Genomic DNA, 19,667 nt, shown 5'->3' with positions numbered 1-19,667 from the left:
ACTTACACCTACAGACTAAACCGTTCCCCCAGATAGACCCTGCGAACATCTTCATGGGCCAGAATTTCATCCGGGGTTCCTTCCATGAGGACCAAGCCGTCATGGATGATGTAGGCGCGGTCAACAATATCAAGGGTTTCGCGAACATTGTGATCGGTGATCAGGACGCCGATGCCGCGATCTTTCAGGTGCAGGACAAGATCACGAATATCGCCGAGCGCCACCGGATCAATCCCGGCCAGGGGTTCGTCCAGCAGCATAAATTGTGGAGACGCCGCAAGCGCCCGGGCAATTTCAACGCGGCGGCGTTCACCGCCTGAAAGTGCAAGCGCCGGGGTGCGTTGCAAATGAGAGATTGAAAACTCAGCCAACAGGTCTTCCAGTTGGGATTCGCGTTTTTCCCGGACCGGTTCAACCACCTCCAAGACAGCGCGGATGTTATCGGCGACGTTCAGCCCCCTGAAAATGGATGCTTCCTGGGGAAGGTAGCCAATGCCAAGCCGGGCACGTCGATACATGGGCAGGTTGGTGACATCTTCACCATCAAGGCGCACCCCACCGTAATCGGGGGTGATCAATCCGCACATGATATAAAAACAGGTGGTTTTGCCGGCACCATTTGGACCCAACAGTCCGACAACTTCACCGCGTTGCACGGAAAGGCTGATTTCGCGCAGCACGGGGCGTTTTTTGAAGCGTTTCCCAAGGTTAATCGCTTCTAACCCGGAATTCACGGCGACCAACTCCGGACCATCGGCCGGACCGGCAGATTGGTCTGAATTTGCCCCGGATTTTGCCCCGGATTTGGGCGTCCCATTCGCGTTGGGCGCGGTATGATTTGGCGTTTTTTCCATCTTAGGACTGTAAGTATGGACTTATTTATTGATTTTTGGTGAATTTTTCTTATTTGGCACGACTTTTGCTTTGTTTTTCTTTTGGGTCAGCGTTTTTCTTTGGGGCCAGCAGCATCCTGACCGGGGGTGTGCCCTTGGATTTGTTATCGGAAATGATGTGGCTGATTCCGGTTTTCATATTAACGATGGCCCGATCCCCATTCATTTGGCTGTCACCTCGGGTAATTTTGACCTTCCCCCACAAATTGGCGATCCCGGTTTGTGGGAAATACGTTCCACGGTCGCCCAATGCAATTTCGCCAGGCCGGATGATGACAACATTGCCATAGGCATCTATGCGTCTGATTGTTCCGGTGTTGGGGTCTTGTTTAGATGTCTTTTTCCTGGGCAATTTTTTTGCGGTTTTCTTTGGGGCATTCGTGAACAATGCCGTCAAGACATCGGCCTTGACCAAGCGATTGTCGGCGGCATTTAATTTTTTTGTGGGCCGGGCTTTTGCTTGGCCCCGGGCGATGGCAAGGTTTTTGGTTTCATAATATTCAAGACTGTCTCTGGCCGTGATGATGTCTTCACGGGTGAGCAGCTTGAGATTATTTCCCTTCAGAACAAGCACGCCGTTGATGATGTCGTAGACCCCGGTTTCGCCATAGGCAGTTTCGGTTGGCGAGGTGATTTTGACGTTGCCGATGGCATCAATCCGGTAAATTTCTGAATCCTTGCCCTTGGTTTCGCTGTAATAGGCGATCAGGGTGTCCCCATAGACCGTGGTTGTTCCCTGGATGGCCTTGGCATTGCCTCGGGCAATATAGCGCCGATCAGCCTTAAGCCACTCAATCCCCTTGTCGGCAAAAACCTCGATGGGTTTGCCGCTTTTGGCCCCTAAGCCCAGTCCTTGGGCAGCGGCCAAATCGGGGTGTGCCAGACCGGCGGCAAAGGTGACTGCAAGGGCGATCGAAGAAAATAAAGACCGGGTGTTCATGTCACTTGTTTCCTTTTGGGCCAGACGTGTGGGCCGGGGCCAGTCGGTCAGGCATCTGTCGCTGGCGTTTGTCTTTAGGATATAGCATGGCCTTTGATTTGCCTGTGAAAATGATGCGCATGCCTTGATCTAAAACCTTAAATCCTTCGCCGCTGATATCAATGGATGGCCCTTGACCAGCGACTGGGTCGAACCCTTCTGCGGTGCCTGCTTTGAGATTAACCTGGGCGGTAGCACTGGTGAATTCCATGCCGGAATCATGGAACAGCGTGACGCCACCCGAAAGATCAAGAATTTCCCGACTTTGGCTGTATTTGCCCTGGGGGGCCGTCAGTGCGACCCAGATCCCTTTGTGGGTTGTGATGTCCCCTTTGGGGTTTTTAAGGCGAATGGTGTCCGCACCGGGGGCATCTTGAATGGCCTCATCTGCGGTCAGAAGGTAGGGCTCTGCATTTTTGTTGGTTCCGGCAAAACGGGCATTGACCATGCGCAGGGTTTTGGCTTCGTCTTGCTGGAGCAGGGAAAAGCCAACTTTAAATCCACCGCTGCCTTCCTGCCATTGTGACCAGATACCAACAAGGGCTATCAGAGACACGGCGATGACGGGAAAAATTACTTTCATAAGCCACACTTTGCGGCGCCAGCGCTGGCCCGCGCCATCGGGATTTGCCACCCCCGGGGTTCCGCCTTCGGTGCCCGGCGTGTGCCGGGGGTCCTGCCCGGATTTGGTGGTGTTGGGGGAATTTGGCGGGGTTGCGTCGGTCACGTGGGCGCCTTTATCCGATCTGGCTTCAGGCTATACCGAAATGCAGAAGATCGTGGACATGGATGATCCCGACCACTTCATTTTCGTCAACCACAAACAGGGACGTGATGGTCTTGTCATTCATAATGGCAAGCGCCTCAATGGCAAGCGCCGATGAGGCAATGGTAACGGGGTTTGCAGTCATGACAGTTTCGGCACTGACGTCCAACAAACCCGATGCCATATTCCGCCTGAGATCGCCATCGGTGATGATCCCTAAAAGCTGATTGTTCACACCAAGGACACCGGCACACCCAAAATGTTTTGTGGTCATGGTGATCAATACTTCTGACATGGTGGTGTCAGGGGCAACCTTGGGGATTTCATCGTCGGCATGCATGATATCAGAAATTTTGAGCAATTCGCGCCCAAGCTGACCGCCCGGATGAAGCAGTTGAAACTGGTCTGGTGTGAAGCCACGGTGCTCCAACAATGCAATGGCAAGGGCATCGCCCAAGGCCAGTGTCATGGTGGTTGAGGTTGTCGGTGCCAATCCCATGGGGCAGGCTTCATCGGCATTGGGGAGCGCCAAAAGGACATCGGCACCATCGGCCAGTGCGCTTTTGGGATTGGTGGTAATGCCAATCAGGGGGATGGAAAATCGTTTGGCATAGGCAATCAAATCGGACAGTTCGGCCGTATCCCCAGAATTTGAAATGGCCAATACCGCATCATCACGGGTGATCATGCCAAGATCGCCGTGGCTGGCTTCGGCTGGGTGGACAAAAAACGAAGGCGTGCCAGTGGACGCCAGGGTCGCCGCAATTTTGTGGGCGATATGGCCGCTTTTCCCCATGCCCGATACGATCAGGCGGCCCGTAATGTTCAGAATTTTGTCAACGGCATCAAGAAAGGTGTCGTCCAGCCCCTGAGCGGCTTCGGTCAGGCCCCGGGCTTCGATTTCAAAAACACGCCGTGCCACAGATAACATCTTTGCCCGGGATTCTTCTGTTTGGGAATCGGGCGCTGTTTTGGGTGCTGTTTTGGGCTGTGAATTTTCAGGTTTTGCAGTCATCAACACGCTTTGGTTTTTTAGGGTGAAAAAATTGTATCAGATTTGTCCCATGGAACACAGGTGTAGAAAATGAATCAGTGGGTAAAGATGTCTTGTTCGCTCCAACCGGCAAGATCAAGGGCAACCCGGTGGGGCAGAAAATCAAAACAGGCCTGGGCCAGTGCCATTCGGCCTTCGCGTTCCAGCATGTCGTCCAGGCGTTCTTTCATGGCATGAAGATACAGAACATCATTGGCGGCATAGCCCTTTTGGGCATCTGTCAGGCTATCTGCGCCCCAGTCTGAGGATTGCTGCTGTTTTGAAAGCTCAACCCCCAGCAATTCGCGGGTAAGATCGGCCAATCCATGACGATCGGTATAGGTGCGGATCAACCGGGATGCGATTTTGGTGCAGTACACCGGCGCACAATCGATCCCCATCCAGTATTTCAGAGCGGCAATATCAAAGCGGGCGAAATGAAACAGCTTGATGCGCGCCGGGTCTGTTAATTGGGCGGTCAAGTTGGGGGCCTTGTAGGGCCGGTCGGCCTGGGGCATGCGAACCAGATGGGCGTCGCCGTCCCCCGATGAAAGCTGGATCAGACAGAGACGATCGCGCGCGGTTTTCAGACCCATGGTTTCGGTGTCGATGGCGATTGACGGCCCAAGGTCGATGCCTTCAGGCAGGTCATTTTCATGAAAATGAATGGTCATGGCGTTGCTTTCTATTTCGTTTTTTGGTTTTGGCTCTTTTAATTCTGGGCCCCCAAAATTTGGCCCTCCAAAAAAGGCGCCTCCTTGCGGACGCGCCATTATCGGTAAATTTGGTGCCCAGGAGAAGACTCGAACTTCCACGACCTTGCGATCACTGGCACCTGAAGCCAGCGCGTCTACCAATTCCGCCACCTGGGCACATAGAGAACTGTGAACTCATATTATGAATATAGACCATTATAGACATTGAGTACAAAGCCTCTGCAGGCCGGTCTGGATATACGGGGGCCTATGGAAAGTCAAGGGTTGGGGCGTGAGGGGACGGCTTGATCATAGGGGTGCCATCATCCTTGACGGGCGCGCGCGGGTCTTTTACCTGTTTAGGTAAGCAATTAAGGGATTAACAGGGAGACGATTCATGGGATCAAACACGCCGAAATTGGTGACGGTTTTTGGGGGCGCAGGTTTTGTCGGGCGGCACCTTGTTCGCAGGCTGGCAGCCAGTGGGAACCGTGTCATCGTTGCGACCCGGTCCCCGGAGCGTGCGGCATTTCTGAAAGTTTCTGGCGATGTTGGCCAGGTGGTGCCCCGTTTTTGCGATGTGACCCATGAAGCCTCAGTGGCGGAATTGATTGATGGGGCAGACGGGGTCATTAATCTTGTGGGGGGGCTGAATGAAACCAGACGTGGGTTGTTTGATGACCTGCATGTTGCCTTGCCCGCCATGATTGGCCAAGCAGTCAAGGACGGGGGCGTTGGTCGCTTTATCCATGTGTCTGCTCTTGGTGCCGATGATGGGGCGCCGTCTGACTATGGTCGTTCCAAGGCATTGGGAGAGCATGCAGTGATGGATGCTTGTCCAGAAGCTGTGATCTTGCGCCCCGGCATTATGTTTGGCCCGGACGATGATTTTTTCAATCGGTTCGCGGGGCTGGCCCGATTGTTTCCGGCCTTGCCGTTGTTTGGCGGCGGGCATACGCGTTTCCAGCCGGTCTATGTTTGTGATGTGGCCGATGCCATATGCCAGGCTTTGAATCAGGATAATCCAGCCAGTGGCCCGATTCAGCTGGGTGGGCCAAACGTGTACAGTTTCTCTGAATTGATGGCGGCCATCTTGAACGCCACAGGCCGGCAACGGCTTCTTGTGCCGTTGCCCATGATGGCGGCCGATGTTGCCGGGTTCTTCGGGGATATGGCGCTCAAATTTGGCATCACCCCGCCTATCACCCGGGATCAGGCAAAAAGCTTGCGTGTGGACAATGTGGTCGATGCATCCGCACCCGGATTTGATGTGTTGGGCATCAACCCAACGCCACTGGAAATTATTTTGCCAACCTATATGGACCGGTTCAGGGTATCGGGCCGCGTCTGGTCATAAGGGTGCGGGGATGCTGTTAATTGCACGCCTGTGTGGCAGACAGGTGGTCGAACCCAAAGCCGTAGGCTGCGACCAAAAGACCAACCCCTAACAGGATGCGGTAAATCACAAAGGGGGCAAAGCTTGATTTGCGCAACCATCCCATCAGGGCAGCGATCGCAACCAGCGCTGTTATAAAGGCCAACCCGCCCGCCATGATGGCATCTCGGGTCAGCTGTATATTGCCAGCTTTGGCCAAATCCAGTCCGGTCAGCGTGCCAGCAGCAAGGATCACCGGGATTGCCATCAACATGGAAAACCGGGCGGCATCAGAGCGTTCAAACCCAAACATGCGCGCCGCCGTCATGGTGATGCCGGAACGCGATGTGCCGGGGATCAGTGCCAAAACCTGGGCGCAGCCAATGATGAAGGCGGTCCCGAAGGTCATGTGTTCAACGCGACGAACCCGAAGCCCCCAACGGTCGGCCATCCATAACAAAACACCAAACCCCAGCGTGGCCCAACCAATGACGGTTAAGCTGCGCAGGTCCCACCCCAGATATTCTTTCATGGTATAGCCCCCGGCAATCACCGGCAGGGTTGCCAGAACGATGCACAGAAGCAACGTGCCTTCTTTTGTTTTTCTGGCCCGCGCAATATCGAGCGCGCCCTTGCCCATAGAAAAACATTCGCGCCAGAAATAAACCATGACGGCCCCCAAGGTTCCGACGTGGACGGCAATGTCCATTAACAAGCCCTGATCACACCAGCCAGTAAAACGGGGCACGAGGATCAGGTGGGCTTGAGAAGAAATGGGTAGAAATTCGGTTATGCCTTGAACGATGGCGATGGTCAGAATTTGGATAAACGTCACCGATGCCCCCTTAACACTTGGCTTGAAATTTTGACATCAGGGCATATGCACAGCATTGAAGGCCCCCGCCACCACTTAACCTATAACATATGGCCTTATTGCATGGGGCTATTTTGGTTAAAGCGGGCGTTTATCACCACAACATATTGATTATTTAGTTCCGTAATGGGACTAAATTGGAAGAATCTGCCCGCGCCCAATCCCTTTTTAAAGCCCGGTTTTCCTATAAAAGCCACTAAATCAATTTATTAAGTCAGTATCACTGCCTTAAATGTACGATTTTGCTCGCCAGCCTGGATTTTCTTTCGTATACCGGGGCCAGAACAAACGAATTCACATTAATGAATTCATATGCAGGGATTTGAACGCACGCTTAACGGCCTGGTGGCTGGACGGCCAGATCGGTCCCGGTTTGGTAAATTTTCTTACGGAATGAAAGTTGGTTCAGGGTTGTTTCGGCCCGGTTTACCAACTGTCGGACCACAGGTTTCGTTAAAGCATACGTCGAAGACCAAAAATTCGCAGATATTGAAGATCAGGATTGCTTAAGGCCATGTCACAAAAAATGCTCAAATTCACCGCCATTGATAATCAAATGCCTGACAAGCGTAAAGCAGAGGCACGTCGGACAGATTTCAATGAAATTTATGGGCGTTATTCCGATGGTGGTGCGGTGGATCAAGCATCGCGCTGTTCTCAATGCGGCATTCCTTTTTGCCAGGTCCATTGCCCGGTCTCTAATAACATTCCCGATTGGTTGAAATTGACGGCGGAAGACCGGCTGGAAGAAGCATACGAAATTTCATCAGCAACTAATAACCTGCCAGAAGTTTGTGGGCGCATCTGTCCACAGGATCGTCTGTGCGAAGGCAATTGTGTTCTGGAACAATCGGGCCATGGATCGGTGACCATCGGTGCGGTTGAACGCTACATTACCGACACCGCCTGGGAGCGGGGTTGGGTCAAGCCGCCCACGCCGAAACGCGAACTGGGCCGTTCTGTCGGCATCATTGGCGCTGGTCCTGCGGGCATTGCTGCCGCCGAACAATTGCGCCGTCGTGGCTATGAAACCCATGTCTATGATCGTTATGACAGGGTGGGGGGGCTTTTGATTTACGGCATCCCTAGCTTCAAGTTGGAAAAAGATATCGTAACCCGTCGCGCAGAACTTCTGGCCCAAGGCGGCGTTGAATTTCATCTGAATTTTGAAGTAGGCAAGGATGCCACCATGGCAGAGCTGCGCGAACGCCATGATGCGGTCTTGATCGCAACGGGCGTTTACAAGGCCCGCGATATCAAGATGCCGGGTGCTGGATTGGAAGGCATTTTTTCAGCCATGGATTATCTGACGGCATCGAACCGAAAGGGCCTGGGCGATACAGTCCCTGCCTTTGAAGATGGTACGCTGGATGCGGCCGGGCGTGGGGTTGTGGTCATCGGCGGTGGTGACACGGCCATGGATTGTGTGCGCACGGCGGTGCGCCAGGGCGCAAAATCAGTGCGGTGCATTTATCGTCGCGACCGTGAAAACATGCCGGGTTCGCGCAGTGAAGTGACTCATGCAGAAGAAGAAGGTGTTGAATTTGTCTGGCTTGCAGCCCCCGAAGCCTTTGTCGGTGACGGGACGGTTGATGCCGTGCGCTGTCAGCGCATTCATCTTGGCGTGTCCGATGCAACGGGGCGTCAAACACCGGAACCCATAGAAGGGTCCAGTTTCAATGTTGATGGTTCATTGGTGATCAAGGCTTTGGGGTTTGATCCAGAAGACCTGCCCGCCATGTTTGGCGAACCGGCATTGACGGTGAACAAATGGGGCACCATCAAAATTAATCCTCATACCCTGATGTCGGAGGTCGATGGCGTGTTTGCCGCAGGCGATATTGTGCGCGGCGCATCCCTTGTTGTCTGGGCCATTCATGATGGCCGCCTGGCAGCCGAAGCCATGCATAACTGGATTGAAGAAAAAGCGCTGAGCAGCGTTGCGGCGGAGTAAAGACCATGAAAAAAAATGACAAAGACCAGACCCAGAATTCAGGTGAAGCCAATGTTTCGTTGTGGCGTGAAAACGCTGCCATGCTGGAAAAGGCCCACGCCTATGATCCGGCATCAGAACACGATGCCTGTGGCGTTGGCCTTATCGCGGCCATTGATGGCAAGCCCCGGCGCGAAGTCGTAGAGGCCGGCATTGCCGCCCTGAAGGCGTTATGGCATCGCGGTGCGGTGGATGCAGACGGCAAGACCGGTGATGGTGCTGGTATTCATGTGGAAATTGCGCAGGACTTTTTCAAAGAACATATTGCGCGCACGGGCCATGAGCCGCGTTCAAGCCGACTTGGCGTTGGCATGGTTTTTTTGCCGCGCACAGATTTCAATCTTCTGGACCGGTGCCGGTCCATTGTTGAAAGTGAAATTCTGAATTTTGGTTACACCATTTATGGATGGCGCCAGGTCCCCGTAAATGTCGGGGTTATCGGTGAAAAAGCCAATGCCACCCGGCCCGAAATTGAACAGATCATGATTGCGTCCAAACCGGGCACCAGTGCGGAACAATTTGAAAGTGATCTCTATATTATTCGCCGACGCATTGAAAAACATGTGCTGGCAGAAAACATCAATGATTTTTATATTTGCTCTTTTTCGTGCCGTTCAATCATCTACAAGGGATTGTTTCTGGCCGAACAGGTGGATCAGTTCTATCCCGATCTTCTGGATGAACGGTTTGTTTCATCTTATGCCATTATCCACCAGCGCTATTCTACCAACACTTATCCAAACTGGCGTTTGGCACAACCGTTCCGAACGCTGGCCCATAACGGCGAAATCAATACGCTTCGGGGCAATGTCAATTGGATGAAAAGCCATGAAACCCGGATCAGGTCAGATGTTCTGGGGGACCATGTCAGCGATATCAAACCGGTCATTCAGCCCGACAGTTCAGACTCAGCTGCCTTGGATGCGGTGTTCGAATTAATGGTTCAGGGCGGGCGCACTGCCCCCATGGCCAAATCCCTTTTGATTCCCGATTCATGGTCCAAAAAAGAGACCATGGATGAAGCGCATAAGGCCTTCTATTCCTATTGTAATTGCGTCATGGAACCTTGGGATGGCCCTGCCGCCGTGGCGGCCACCGATGGCAAATGGGTGATTGCGGGCATGGATCGCAATGGCCTTCGGCCCATGCGTTATACCCTGACGCGCGACAATCTTTTGGTGGTGGGTTCTGAAGCCGGCATGGTGATGATCCCTGAGACCGATGTGATTGAAAAAGGCCGCATCGGCCCGGGTCAAATGATCGGCGTTGATCTGGTCGAAGGGCGGCTTTATCGCGATGATGAAATCAAGGACATGCTTTCTTCGCGCCAGCCGTTTGAAGAATGGTCAAAAAATATTGTTGAATTGAATTCCCTGTTTAAGGAACAGAAACTTGCCTCTCCCATGTATGACCGCGAAGAACTGCGCCGTCATCAATGTGCTTTTGGCTATACCATGGAAGACCTTGAAATGGTCCTCCAGCCCATGGCCGAAGATTCAAAAGAAGCATTGGGTTCAATGGGGGATGATACGCCACTGGCTGTTTTGTCGGAACATTATCGTGGGCTGCATCATTTCTTCCGCCAGAACTTTTCTCAAGTAACCAATCCGCCCATCGATAGCCTGCGTGAAAATTATCAGATGAGCCTGAAAACCCGGCTTGGCAATCTTGGCAATATTTTGGACGAAAATGAATCCCAAACGCGGCTTTTGCAGCTTGAAAGCCCGGTTTTAAGCAATGCTGAATTCAGTGCCATGCGGACGCATATGGGGGGTGACGCGGTTGAAATCGATTGCACCTTTGATGCCGGTGGCGGGGATGGCGCCTTGCGCGAAGCCCTTGATCGCATCCAGCTAGAGGCCGAAAACGGGGTCCGCGAAGGGGCCATTCATGTCGTTCTGACGGATATTGGCGTCAGTGCGGATCGTGTGGCCATTCCGATGATCTTGGCCACGGGGGCTGTGCATTCACATTTGGTGCGCCAAAAATTGCGAACCTTTACATCCCTGAACGTGCGCAGTGGCGAATGTCTGGATGTTCATTATTTTGCCGTTTTAATTGGTGTTGGTGCGACCACCATCAATGCGTATTTGGCCGAAGAAAGTTTGCGTGCGCGCCATGACCACAATCTTTTCCCCGATTTGGCAGCCGAAGATTGTATCGCGCAATACAAGCAGGCCGTTAATCAAGGCATTTTAAAAGTGATGTCCAAAATGGGCATTTCTGTGTTGTCCAGTTATCGCGGCGGGGCCAATTTCGAAGCGGTGGGGCTTTCACGGGCATTGGTTGCTGAATTTTTCCCCGGGATGACATCGCGCATATCGGGCATTGGCCTTGCGGGGATAGAACGCAAGGTCGTGACCCTTCATGCCACAGCCTACAATGAATTTGCGCCGGTTTTGCCCGTCGGGGGCTTTTACAGTTTCCGCCAGAGCGGTGAAGCCCACGCCCTGCATGGCGAGCTGATCCATACGTTGCAGACGGCTGTGAGCACAGATTCCTACACCATTTATCGACGGTTTTCCGATGGCTGTCATTCCGGCGCGCCGGTATCGCTTCGGGACCTTTTGGGGTTCAAGGATGATCGCAAACCGATCAGTCTGGAAGAAGTGGAATCCATCACAGATATTCGCAAGCGTTTGGTGGCCCCTGGAATTTCCCTTGGCGCGCTTAGCCCAGAAGCCCATGAAACGCTTTCAATCGCCATGAACCGGATTGGCGCCAAATCGGATTCCGGTGAGGGCGGCGAAGATGCATCGCGCTACAAACCCCGGGCCAATGGCGACAACGCCTCCAGTGCCATCAAACAGGTGGCATCGGGCCGGTTTGGGGTGACAGCGGAATATCTGAACAATTGCCGTGAACTGGAAATCAAGATTGCCCAAGGGGCAAAGCCCGGCGAAGGCGGACAATTACCCGGCATTAAAGTATCAGAAATGATCGCGCGACTACGCCATTCGACACCGGGGATCACCTTGATCTCACCGCCGCCCCATCACGATATTTATTCGATCGAAGATCTGGCCCAGCTTATTTACGATCTGAAACAGATCAATCCTGATGCCAAGGTTTGCGTCAAGCTGGTGGCCCAATCGGGCATCGGCACGATTGCAGCCGGTGTTGCCAAGGCCAAGGCCGATGTCATTTTGGTCTCTGGTCATTCTGGTGGTACCGGGGCTAGCCCGCAAAGTTCTATCAAGTATGTTGGCCTGCCCTGGGAAATGGGGCTGGCCGAAGTGAACCAGGTTTTGACGCTTAATCAATTGCGCCACCGGGTAAAGCTGCGCACCGATGGCGGGCTTAAAACCGGCCGCGATGTGGTGATTGCCGCGATGTTAGGTGCCGAAGAATATGGCATTGGGACATTGGCCCTTGTGGCCATGGGCTGCATCATGGTGCGTCAATGCCAATCCAATACATGTCCTGTGGGGGTTTGTACCCAAAATCCGAAATTGCGCGATAAATTTACAGGCAGCCCGGAAAAAGTGGTCAACCTGATGAGCTTCATCGCCGAAGAAGTGCGTGAAATTCTGGCGTCACTTGGGGTGCGATCCTTACAAGAAGTGATTGGCCGCACCGATCTTTTGACTCAGGTCAGCCGGGGTTCTGAACATCTGGACGATCTTGATCTTAACCCGCTTTTGGTTCAGGCCGATGCGGGCGATCTGCCGCGCTATTGTGCCAGTGATGAACGCAACGAGGTTCCAGAAACCCTGGATGCGGAAATGATCGAAGATGCAGCCCCCGCACTCGATGGCGGTGAAAAGATGCAGCTTGCCTATAACGTGCGCAATACCCAGCGCGCCATTGGGGCCAAGCTTTCTTCGGCCATCACACGCCGCTTTGGCATGGACGGGTTGGAGCCCGGACAGGTGACGGTGCGTCTGCGCGGAACGGCGGGCCAGTCCTTGGGCGCATTTGCAGTTCAGGGGTTGAAGCTGGAAGTCTTTGGTGATGCCAATGATTACACCGGAAAGGGCCTGTCAGGCGGCACCATTGTTGTGCGGCCTTTGGCATCCAGTCCAATCACATCCAATGAAAATACCATTATTGGCAATACCGTTTTGTATGGCGCCACAGCGGGCTATTTGTTTGCGGCCGGCCAAGCTGGGGAACGGTTCTGCGTTCGCAATTCCGGTGCCGAAGCGGTGGTTGAAGGGTGTGGGTCCAATGGCTGTGAATATATGACCGGCGGCATGGCGGTCATATTGGGTTCTGTCGGCGATAATTTTGGTGCCGGCATGACCGGGGGTATGGCGTTTGTTTATGATGCCGACGGGTCGTTTGAACAAAAACTGAACCCCGAAAGCCTTGTTTGGCAGCGGGTGGAAACGGCCTATTGGGAAAAACGCTTGAAGCGGTTGGTCCAGATGCATGTGGCCAATACCCAGTCGCGGTTTGCCGAACGGTTGATCAACGCCTGGGGCCGTGAACTGTCTAAATTCTGGCAGGTGGTGCCTCGTGAAATGCTGGACCATCTGGAATATCCCGTTAGGGAAGAATCAGAAGATACAGGGTCCGAGCGAGCTTAAGCTTTGGGGCTTTCGGGGCTTGCAGGCTGATTTCTGTTTCACCCTGTTTGCTTACGCCATCGTTTGCTCTAAATTGTACCCATGCGGCTTCTTTATCATCTTCCTTTGTCTCCATTTTCGCGCAAAGTACGGGTTGTGCTTGCCGAAAAGGGCCTTGAATTTGAAATGTGCTCCGAAAAAATATGGGAACGTCGAAAAGATTTTCTGGCTCTTAACCCGGCGGGCGAAGTGCCGGTTTTGGTGGAAGAAGATGGAACGGTTCTGGCTGATTCCAGCGTCATCACCGAATATCTGGAAGAATGCTATCCCGACCCTGCCTTGCTTGGCCCCGATGCCCATGGGCGCGCTGAAATCAGGCGTCTTGTGGCGTGGTTCGATATGAAATTTTACCGTGAAGTTGGCCAAAACCTGGTCGGGGAAAAGGTCATGAAGCGGTTTTTGGGTCTGGGTGCCCCCCAGGCCGAAGCGATCCGGGCAGGAAAGGCCAATTTGCCGGTGCACCTTGATTATATTGCCTGGCTGACGGATCGCCACAACTGGCTGGCGGGGGATTTCTTTTCCCTTGCAGATATATGCGCTGCCGTTCATCTTTCGACGCTTGATTACATCGGCGATGTGCCATGGGATCAATATGGACCGGCGAAAGACTGGTATGCGCGAATAAAATCCCGGCCATCCTTTCGGTCTTTATTGGCCGACCATATTCCCGGCATGCCACCGCCAAAGCATTATGCCAACCTTGATTTTTGAGTAACTTAGCTACGGATTTCCCATCACCATGAAAAAAAATACCAATCCCGATCCCCTGCCTCTTGACGAATTGGGGCCTCGCACCGGGGATGAAACCCCCCACGAATTGCTCTATCGCGCCTATTTGTTGGGCTGGGTACATTTCGGCACCAAATTGGCCGTCCTGAACAGGCCGGGGTCTCCGGTGTTTAATGCCTATGAAAACTGGGGCCCAGTAGGGCTGGTGGTGTTTTTGTCTTTGTACACGATTCTGACATCGGGCATGGCGGCAGGGTTTTCATTGTTGGCGGCGGGCTTGTTCGCATGTTTGTTGATCCTGCCGAAATGGGTTTTGAAAAAGCTGCGTGTTCGGGTTCTGGAGATGTCATTTGGTTCTGAACAGGGCTGGCGAGATTTATGGCGGGGCGGCGGCATTTCTATGCGCATCGCACCCAAAAGTCTGGAAGAAGCCGATAAGGTGGCAATCTGTGACAGCCCTGATGGGGATTGGGAGGCATTCGCCCGCGAACATCTCAACCGGCCAGACAACGAACACCCTTAAGCTAAAATCAGTCTGGCTTTACGGCGTTTAAGACATCCATCACCGTTTCCCCAATCCGGTCAAGATCAACGTCTCTGGCCAATCGATGGTCTGCGTCCGGGATCAAGGTGGCCTTGATGTCGGCTGGCGCCATCTGGCCCGCCTGAAGTTGGGCTAAAAGCGTCAGGGATCGTTGCCATGGGACATCGGTATCGTTGTAGCCATGAAGCAGGTGCACTGGACACTCAAGTTTGATGGGGGCCGTTAAAAGAAGGTGTCGTCGGCCGTCTTCAACCAAATCGCGAGTAAAAGCGTAGGGTTGATCACCATAATCAGACGGTTGATAGACTACGCCATCGCGCATCATGGTTTCGCGTTGCTTTGGGGTTAATTCATTGTGGACCAGATCTTCGGTGAAATCCGGTGCTGCGGCCAGCCCGACCAGACCGCAAATGTGTTCGGGGCGTTGAAGGGTTGCCAACAGTGCCAGCCACCCGCCCATGGAAGAACCGATTAACAGTTGTGGCCCGGATGTCAGATGATCCAGAACATGCAAAACATCTTCCAGCCAGCTTCCAATGGTGCCGTCTTCAAAATTGCCCCCAGACTGGCCGTGGCCAGAATAGTCAAACCGCAAAAAGGCAAAGCCTTTGGATTTTGCAAAATTTTCAAGCCATATCGCCTTGGTGCCGGTCATGTCCGACATGAAGCCGCCAAGGAACACCAGTCCCGGTGCATCTTGTGTGCTTTTTGCTCCGGTCGCCCCGGTCGCACCGGGGGTTTGTGCATAGGCGATGGACGGCCCATGCTCGCGTGCTAATATCTTGATGTTTTCTTGATTTTCTTGCATTTCTACCCTGTCATCAGCGATAACCGGGACTCTATGGCTAAACCCACAAAAACAGACCTACCCCCGGCATCCAGTCCGGAATCTAGCACCGAAACACCGGCCTCGGAAACCCGTGCGCCTGTGGTACTGCAAGTTCTCCCGCGTCTGGAGGCGGGCGGGGTAGAGCGCGGCACCATTGATGTTGCCATTGCATTGAAAAAAGCGGGCTGGGGTGCGGTGATTGTATCGGCAGGCGGTGCCATGGCGCGAGAGCTGGAACGCCACGATATTCCCCATGTTACCTTGCCGGTCCATTCCAAGAACCCCATGGTTATGTTCAGAAACATTGGTCGGTTGCAGCGTGTCATCAAAGAGTATGGCGCCAATATCATCCATGCCCGATCCCGCGCCCCGGCCTGGACTGCGGAATTGGCTGCCAAAAAGGCGGGCATTCATTTTATCACCACCTTTCACGGCACCTATGGTGCCAATGGCGTGGCAAAGCGGTTGTACAATGCTGTGATGACCCGGGGAGAGCGGGTCATTGCCATTTCAGAATTTATTGCCCGCCACATTCAGGATCATTATCGGCTTGGCCGTGAATATATCCGCATGATTCATCGCGGCGTTGATGTTGGCCTGTTTAATCCTGAAAATGTGACCCAGGAACGGATGATCCAGCTTTCCACGCGTTGGCAATTGCCAGATGACCGCCAGGTGATCTTGATGCCGGGAAGGTTCGCCCGCTGGAAGGGTCATGAAATTGTGATCGAAGCACTGGCCCGCCTTGGCAGACGCGATGTGCTGTGTGTCATGGTGGGGGTTGATACGGCCAGCAAGGATTATACCGCGACGCTGGAAAATTCGGCCCGTGCCCATGGGGTCGAAGACCTGTTGCGGTTTGTTGATTATTCCCGTGATCTGCCTGCGGCTTATATGTTGTCCGATGTTGTGGTGTCGGCGGCATCGAAACCCGAAGCGTTTGGCCGTGTTCTGGCTGAGGCACTTGCCATGGGCAGGCCCGTGGTTGGCCCGGCCCATGGGGGCGCGCTGGAAATTGTGAACGACAAAAAAACCGGCTGGCTGTACACGCCGGGAAATTCCGAAGCCCTTGCAGGTGCGCTGCATGCGGCCCTTTCATTGAATGCCGGCGCACGCCATCGTCTGGCCACAGAAGCGATGAATACAATCCGGGAAAATTTTACCAACGATAGAATGTGTGCGCAGACCCTGGGCGTCTATAGCGAATTGCTATGGGATGAAGATGCCCCGGAAGGCACGGTTGTCTGAGCAAAATTATGGAACGGATACTGATTATTAAGCTAGGGGCGCTCGGAGATTTTATCCTGAGCTACCGTGCCATGACGGCGATCCGATCCCATCATAAGCACGCGCACCTGAGCGTGTTGACCATCCCCTCACTTGCACCGATGGCCAAGGCTTTTGGTTTGTTCGATGATGTCTGGTGCGATGACCGGCCCGGAATTTTTCAGGTTTCTCAGTTCCGCGCGCTTCAAAAAAGGCTTCTGGGTGGGCAGTTTGATCGCATTTATGATCTTCAGACAGCGGATAGGACCGGGTTTTATTTCCGTCTTTTAGGCTGGCCTTTTGCAAGACTCCGCCCTGAATGGTCGGGCATTGTGCGGGGGTGTTCCCACCGTCATGATCGTGCGGACCGCACCACAAAACACACGCTGGAACGCCAAGCGGATCAATTGGCAATCGCTGGTATTCCCATCGAAGATTATCCCCCGTTGGATTTTTCATGGGTTAAGGCGGATGTTTCCAGACATCATCTTGTTGAAAACAAAACGCCTTATGTGCTTTTGGTTCCGGGGGGATCAAAGGATCATCCGCAAAAGCGCTGGCCTGCCGGTAACTACGCGGCGCTGGCGGTGCAACTGGAAGCCGATGGCTTCCGGCCTGTGGTGATTGGCACGTCGAACGAAGCAGACGCCTGCGCTGAAATTGCCAATGCTTGTGACAATGCCCTTAACCTGTGTGGGGATTCCCCCATTATGGAGGTTATGGCGTTGGCCCGGGATGCGGCAGGGGCGGTTGGCAATGATACCGGCCCAATGCATCTGATCGCACCAATGGGCTGTCCGTGTTTGGTTTTGTATTCTGGCACGTCAAACCCTGAAATGAACCGGCCCAGAGGCCCCAATGAAGGGCCGGGCCGAATTCCGGGGAATGAAAGCCCAGGGGAAACGGTAAGCGCGCTTCGTGCCGATCCTTTGTCTGATCTATCGGTGGATGTGGTCCGCGACACAATGGTGTTGCGTTAAGGGGCCTTTAACCGAGAACGACGACAAACAAGTAAGTATTTTGTCATGCTTGACAGAACCGTTAACCAAAGTACTCTCGCCCGAAAATAACCCAGACGGATTATGAGACCCTATGACTGACATCACCATCACACTTCCAGACGGATCGACCAGGGATCTGGCACAAGGATCATCGGGCGCGGTTTTGGCCGCCGATATCGGACCGGGCCTTGCCAAGGCGGCCTTGGCTGTTCGGGTGGATGGCGCCTTGTGGGATCTTTCCAGACCCTTTGATGGCGATTGCACGGTGGAAATTGTCACGGCAAAAAGCGATGACGCCCTGGACCTGCTGCGCCACGATGCGGCCCATGTGATGGCCGAAGCGGTGAAGGAACTGTATCCCGATGTTCAGGTCACCATCGGGCCTGCAATCGAAAACGGCTTTTATTATGATTTTTCCCGCGCCGATCCTTTCACACCCGATGATCTGGAAAAGATAGAGGCGCGCATGGCCGATATCGTCAAGCGCGACGAGGTGATTTCCCGCGAAGTGATGGACCGCAATGAAGCCATCGAGTTTTTCAAGAATGCGGGCGAACATTACAAGGCAGAAATCATTGAGGGCCTGCCACTAGAAGAAGACGTCACCCTTTATCGCCAAGGTGATTTTGTCGATCTTTGCCGGGGGCCACATCTGCCATCAACGGGTAAGCTGGGCCAGGCATTCAAGCTGATGAAACTGGCTGGTGCCTATTGGCGCGGCGATTCGAACAATGAAATGCTGCAACGGATTTATGGCACTGCCTGGGGCGATAAAAAAGCGCTGGATGCTTATCTGCATCGTCTGGAAGAGGCAGAACGCCGGGATCACCGCCGCCTTGGCCGTTCCATGGGCCTGTTCCACATGCAAGAAGAAGCCATGGGGTCTATTTTCTGGCACCCCAAAGGTTGGCAACTGTATCGCACCGTGGAAAGCTATATTCGCGAACGCCTTGAAGCCGAAAATTATGTTGAGGTTAAAACCCCAACCTTGGTGGATCGGGGATTGTGGGAAGCATCGGGGCATTGGGAAAAATTTCGCGAACATATGTTTACGGCGGAATCTGAAGAACGTGTTCTGGCCCTAAAGCCCATGAATTGTCCCTGCCATGTTCAGATTTTTCGCCAAGGCATCAAAAGCTATCGCGACCTGCCCTTGCGCATGGCCGAATTTGGATCGTGTCATCGCAATGAACCCTCCGGTGCCTTGCACGGGTTGATGCGGGTGCGTGCCTTTACCCAGGATGATGCCCATATTTTTTGTACCGAAGATCAGATCACATCGGAAACCAAATCTTTCTGTGATTTGCTGCTGAGCGTTTATCGCGATTTTGGCTTCACCGACGTGGTGGTGAAATTTTCAGACCGTCCCGAAGTCCGTGCCGGCGAAGATTCCGTCTGGGACAAGGCCGAAGGCGCCCTTCGCGAAGCGGTGGATGCAGCAGGCCTTGAAACGACCCTGAACGCAGGGGAGGGTGCTTTTTACGGACCAAAGCTTGAATTTGTGCTCCGCGATGCCATTGGCCGCGATTGGCAATGCGGCACCTTGCAGGTGGATTTCGTGTTGCCAGAACGATTGGATGCGTCATATGTGGGCGAAGACGGTGCGCGTCACCGCCCGGTTATGCTGCATCGGGCCATTTTGGGTTCTCTGGAGCGGTTTATTGGCATTTTAATCGAAGAACATGCAGGCGCCTTTCCGTTGTGGCTGGCACCGGTTCAAGTGGCCATTGCCACTATCACATCGGATGGCGATGACTATGCCCTAGAGGTCTTTGACACGCTGTCAAAGGCTGGCATGCGCTGTTTTCTTGATGTTTCCAATGAAAAAATTGGCTACAAAGTCCGGGAACATTCCCATGCCAAGGTACCTGTCATCCTTGCGATTGGGAAGCGAGAGGCCGAAAACCGCACTGTGGCGGTCCGCAGGCTGGGATCCAAGGCTCAAGAAGTGCTTGCGCTTGACGACGCCCGCGATACACTGCGCGACGAGGCCAAAGCCCCTGTTATAGAAACTGCTGGCAGGTAATCATCCGTTCATATCTATAAACGAAACTTGTGGATTGTCGGAATTGATAAAACCGGCAATTCAGGCGGCTTTTTGTGGGCGCAAGCCTAACGT

General features: G+C 53.6%; 15 protein-coding genes and 1 tRNA gene. 8 read left to right on the top strand and 8 right to left on the bottom strand.

Translation table 11 applies throughout. The annotated features are described in order from the left end of the window. Positions 1 to 8 precede the first annotated feature (8 nt). The 6 genes from lptB to HOJ08_04210 form a co-directional block, all read right to left on the bottom strand. The gene (gene lptB / locus HOJ08_04235; protein ID MBT5672646.1) at positions 9 to 854 is read right to left on the bottom strand and encodes an LPS export ABC transporter ATP-binding protein; all 846 of its coding nucleotides are present in this window, start codon (positions 852 to 854) and stop codon (positions 9 to 11) included. A 49-nt stretch (positions 855 to 903) separates the two neighbouring features. Beyond that, positions 904 to 1,833 carry a hypothetical protein gene (locus tag HOJ08_04230; GenBank protein ID MBT5672645.1) on the bottom strand — a complete coding sequence of 310 codons (930 nt, stop codon included), beginning with the start codon at positions 1,831 to 1,833 and terminating at the stop codon, positions 904 to 906. Position 1,834: 1 nt separating this feature from the next. Then, entirely contained in the window at positions 1,835 to 2,599 is a 765-nt protein-coding gene (lptC, locus tag HOJ08_04225; protein ID MBT5672644.1) for an LPS export ABC transporter periplasmic protein LptC, read from the bottom strand. A 25-nt stretch (positions 2,600 to 2,624) separates the two neighbouring features. Further along, the gene (locus tag HOJ08_04220) at positions 2,625 to 3,653 is read right to left on the bottom strand and encodes a KpsF/GutQ family sugar-phosphate isomerase (GenBank protein ID MBT5672643.1); all 1,029 of its coding nucleotides are present in this window, start codon (positions 3,651 to 3,653) and stop codon (positions 2,625 to 2,627) included. Positions 3,654 to 3,727: 74 nt separating this feature from the next. Beyond that, positions 3,728 to 4,345, bottom strand: coding sequence for a ribonuclease D (locus tag HOJ08_04215; protein MBT5672642.1), 618 nt, complete (start codon positions 4,343 to 4,345; stop codon positions 3,728 to 3,730). 111 nt (positions 4,346 to 4,456) lie between these two features. Further along, positions 4,457 to 4,543: transfer RNA gene (locus HOJ08_04210), tRNA-Leu, on the bottom strand. A gap of 220 nt (positions 4,544 to 4,763) precedes the next feature. On the opposite strand from HOJ08_04210, the gene HOJ08_04205 reads away from it, so the two are divergent. Then, positions 4,764 to 5,723, top strand: coding sequence for a complex I NDUFA9 subunit family protein (locus HOJ08_04205; protein MBT5672641.1), 960 nt, complete (start codon positions 4,764 to 4,766; stop codon positions 5,721 to 5,723). A 16-nt stretch (positions 5,724 to 5,739) separates the two neighbouring features. Here HOJ08_04205 and HOJ08_04200 read toward each other — a convergent pair whose 3' ends face one another. Beyond that, the gene (locus tag HOJ08_04200; protein ID MBT5672640.1) at positions 5,740 to 6,576 is read right to left on the bottom strand and encodes an undecaprenyl-diphosphate phosphatase; all 837 of its coding nucleotides are present in this window, start codon (positions 6,574 to 6,576) and stop codon (positions 5,740 to 5,742) included. A 553-nt stretch (positions 6,577 to 7,129) separates the two neighbouring features. On the opposite strand from HOJ08_04200, the gene HOJ08_04195 reads away from it, so the two are divergent. The 4 genes from HOJ08_04195 (at position 7,130) to HOJ08_04180 (ending at position 14,431) form a co-directional block, all read left to right on the top strand. After that, complete coding sequence (locus HOJ08_04195; protein ID MBT5672639.1) at positions 7,130 to 8,569, top strand: NAD(P)-dependent oxidoreductase; 1,440 nt, start codon at positions 7,130 to 7,132, stop codon at positions 8,567 to 8,569. 5 nt (positions 8,570 to 8,574) lie between these two features. Further along, positions 8,575 to 13,140, top strand: coding sequence for a glutamate synthase large subunit (gltB, locus tag HOJ08_04190; GenBank protein ID MBT5672638.1), 4,566 nt, complete (start codon positions 8,575 to 8,577; stop codon positions 13,138 to 13,140). An 81-nt stretch (positions 13,141 to 13,221) separates the two neighbouring features. Further along, positions 13,222 to 13,890, top strand: coding sequence for a glutathione S-transferase family protein (locus tag HOJ08_04185; protein MBT5672637.1), 669 nt, complete (start codon positions 13,222 to 13,224; stop codon positions 13,888 to 13,890). A 28-nt stretch (positions 13,891 to 13,918) separates the two neighbouring features. Beyond that, positions 13,919 to 14,431, top strand: a complete 513-nt coding sequence (locus HOJ08_04180) for a hypothetical protein (GenBank protein MBT5672636.1) — start codon at positions 13,919 to 13,921, stop codon at positions 14,429 to 14,431. 7 nt (positions 14,432 to 14,438) lie between these two features. Here the strand turns inward: HOJ08_04180 and HOJ08_04175 are convergent, their stop codons facing one another. Beyond that, positions 14,439 to 15,134, bottom strand: coding sequence for an alpha/beta hydrolase (locus HOJ08_04175; GenBank protein MBT5672635.1), 696 nt, complete (start codon positions 15,132 to 15,134; stop codon positions 14,439 to 14,441). Positions 15,135 to 15,293: 159 nt separating this feature from the next. Between HOJ08_04175 and HOJ08_04170 the strand changes: the two genes are divergently transcribed. The 3 genes from HOJ08_04170 (at position 15,294) to thrS (ending at position 19,574) form a co-directional block, all read left to right on the top strand. Beyond that, on the top strand, positions 15,294 to 16,529 hold the full coding sequence (locus HOJ08_04170) for a glycosyltransferase family 4 protein (protein ID MBT5672634.1): 1,236 nt from the start codon (positions 15,294 to 15,296) through the stop codon (positions 16,527 to 16,529). Positions 16,530 to 16,537: 8 nt separating this feature from the next. Further along, the gene (locus tag HOJ08_04165; GenBank protein MBT5672633.1) at positions 16,538 to 17,527 is read left to right on the top strand and encodes a glycosyltransferase family 9 protein; all 990 of its coding nucleotides are present in this window, start codon (positions 16,538 to 16,540) and stop codon (positions 17,525 to 17,527) included. Between the two features lie 112 nt (positions 17,528 to 17,639). Further along, positions 17,640 to 19,574 (top strand): threonine--tRNA ligase, encoded by a 1,935-nt coding sequence (gene thrS / locus HOJ08_04160; protein ID MBT5672632.1) that lies wholly within the window; start codon positions 17,640 to 17,642, stop codon positions 19,572 to 19,574. Positions 19,575 to 19,667: the final 93 nt, after the last annotated feature.

This window comes from Rhodospirillales bacterium (assembly GCA_018666775.1).
Taxonomy (GTDB): Bacteria; Pseudomonadota; Alphaproteobacteria; order SMXQ01; family SMXQ01; genus JABIXC01.
Note: the sequence above shows the minus strand (reverse complement) of the source record. Positions and strands in the feature narration are given on the sequence as shown.

Coding starts and splice junctions, on each gene's coding strand:
- HOJ08_04185 (MBT5672637.1), top strand. CDS start 13,222: ATGCGGCTTCTTTATCATCTTCCTTTGTCTCCATTTTCGCGCAAAGTA.
- HOJ08_04215 (MBT5672642.1), bottom strand. CDS start 4,345: ATGACCATTCATTTTCATGAAAATGACCTGCCTGAAGGCATCGACCTT.
- HOJ08_04230 (MBT5672645.1), bottom strand. CDS start 1,833: ATGAACACCCGGTCTTTATTTTCTTCGATCGCCCTTGCAGTCACCTTT.
- HOJ08_04165 (MBT5672633.1), top strand. CDS start 16,538: ATGGAACGGATACTGATTATTAAGCTAGGGGCGCTCGGAGATTTTATC.
- HOJ08_04180 (MBT5672636.1), top strand. CDS start 13,919: ATGAAAAAAAATACCAATCCCGATCCCCTGCCTCTTGACGAATTGGGG.
- gltB (MBT5672638.1), top strand. CDS start 8,575: ATGAAAAAAAATGACAAAGACCAGACCCAGAATTCAGGTGAAGCCAAT.
- HOJ08_04205 (MBT5672641.1), top strand. CDS start 4,764: ATGGGATCAAACACGCCGAAATTGGTGACGGTTTTTGGGGGCGCAGGT.
- thrS (MBT5672632.1), top strand. CDS start 17,640: ATGACTGACATCACCATCACACTTCCAGACGGATCGACCAGGGATCTG.
- HOJ08_04195 (MBT5672639.1), top strand. CDS start 7,130: ATGTCACAAAAAATGCTCAAATTCACCGCCATTGATAATCAAATGCCT.
- HOJ08_04170 (MBT5672634.1), top strand. CDS start 15,294: ATGGCTAAACCCACAAAAACAGACCTACCCCCGGCATCCAGTCCGGAA.
- HOJ08_04220 (MBT5672643.1), bottom strand. CDS start 3,653: ATGACTGCAAAACCTGAAAATTCACAGCCCAAAACAGCACCCAAAACA.
- lptB (MBT5672646.1), bottom strand. CDS start 854: ATGGAAAAAACGCCAAATCATACCGCGCCCAACGCGAATGGGACGCCC.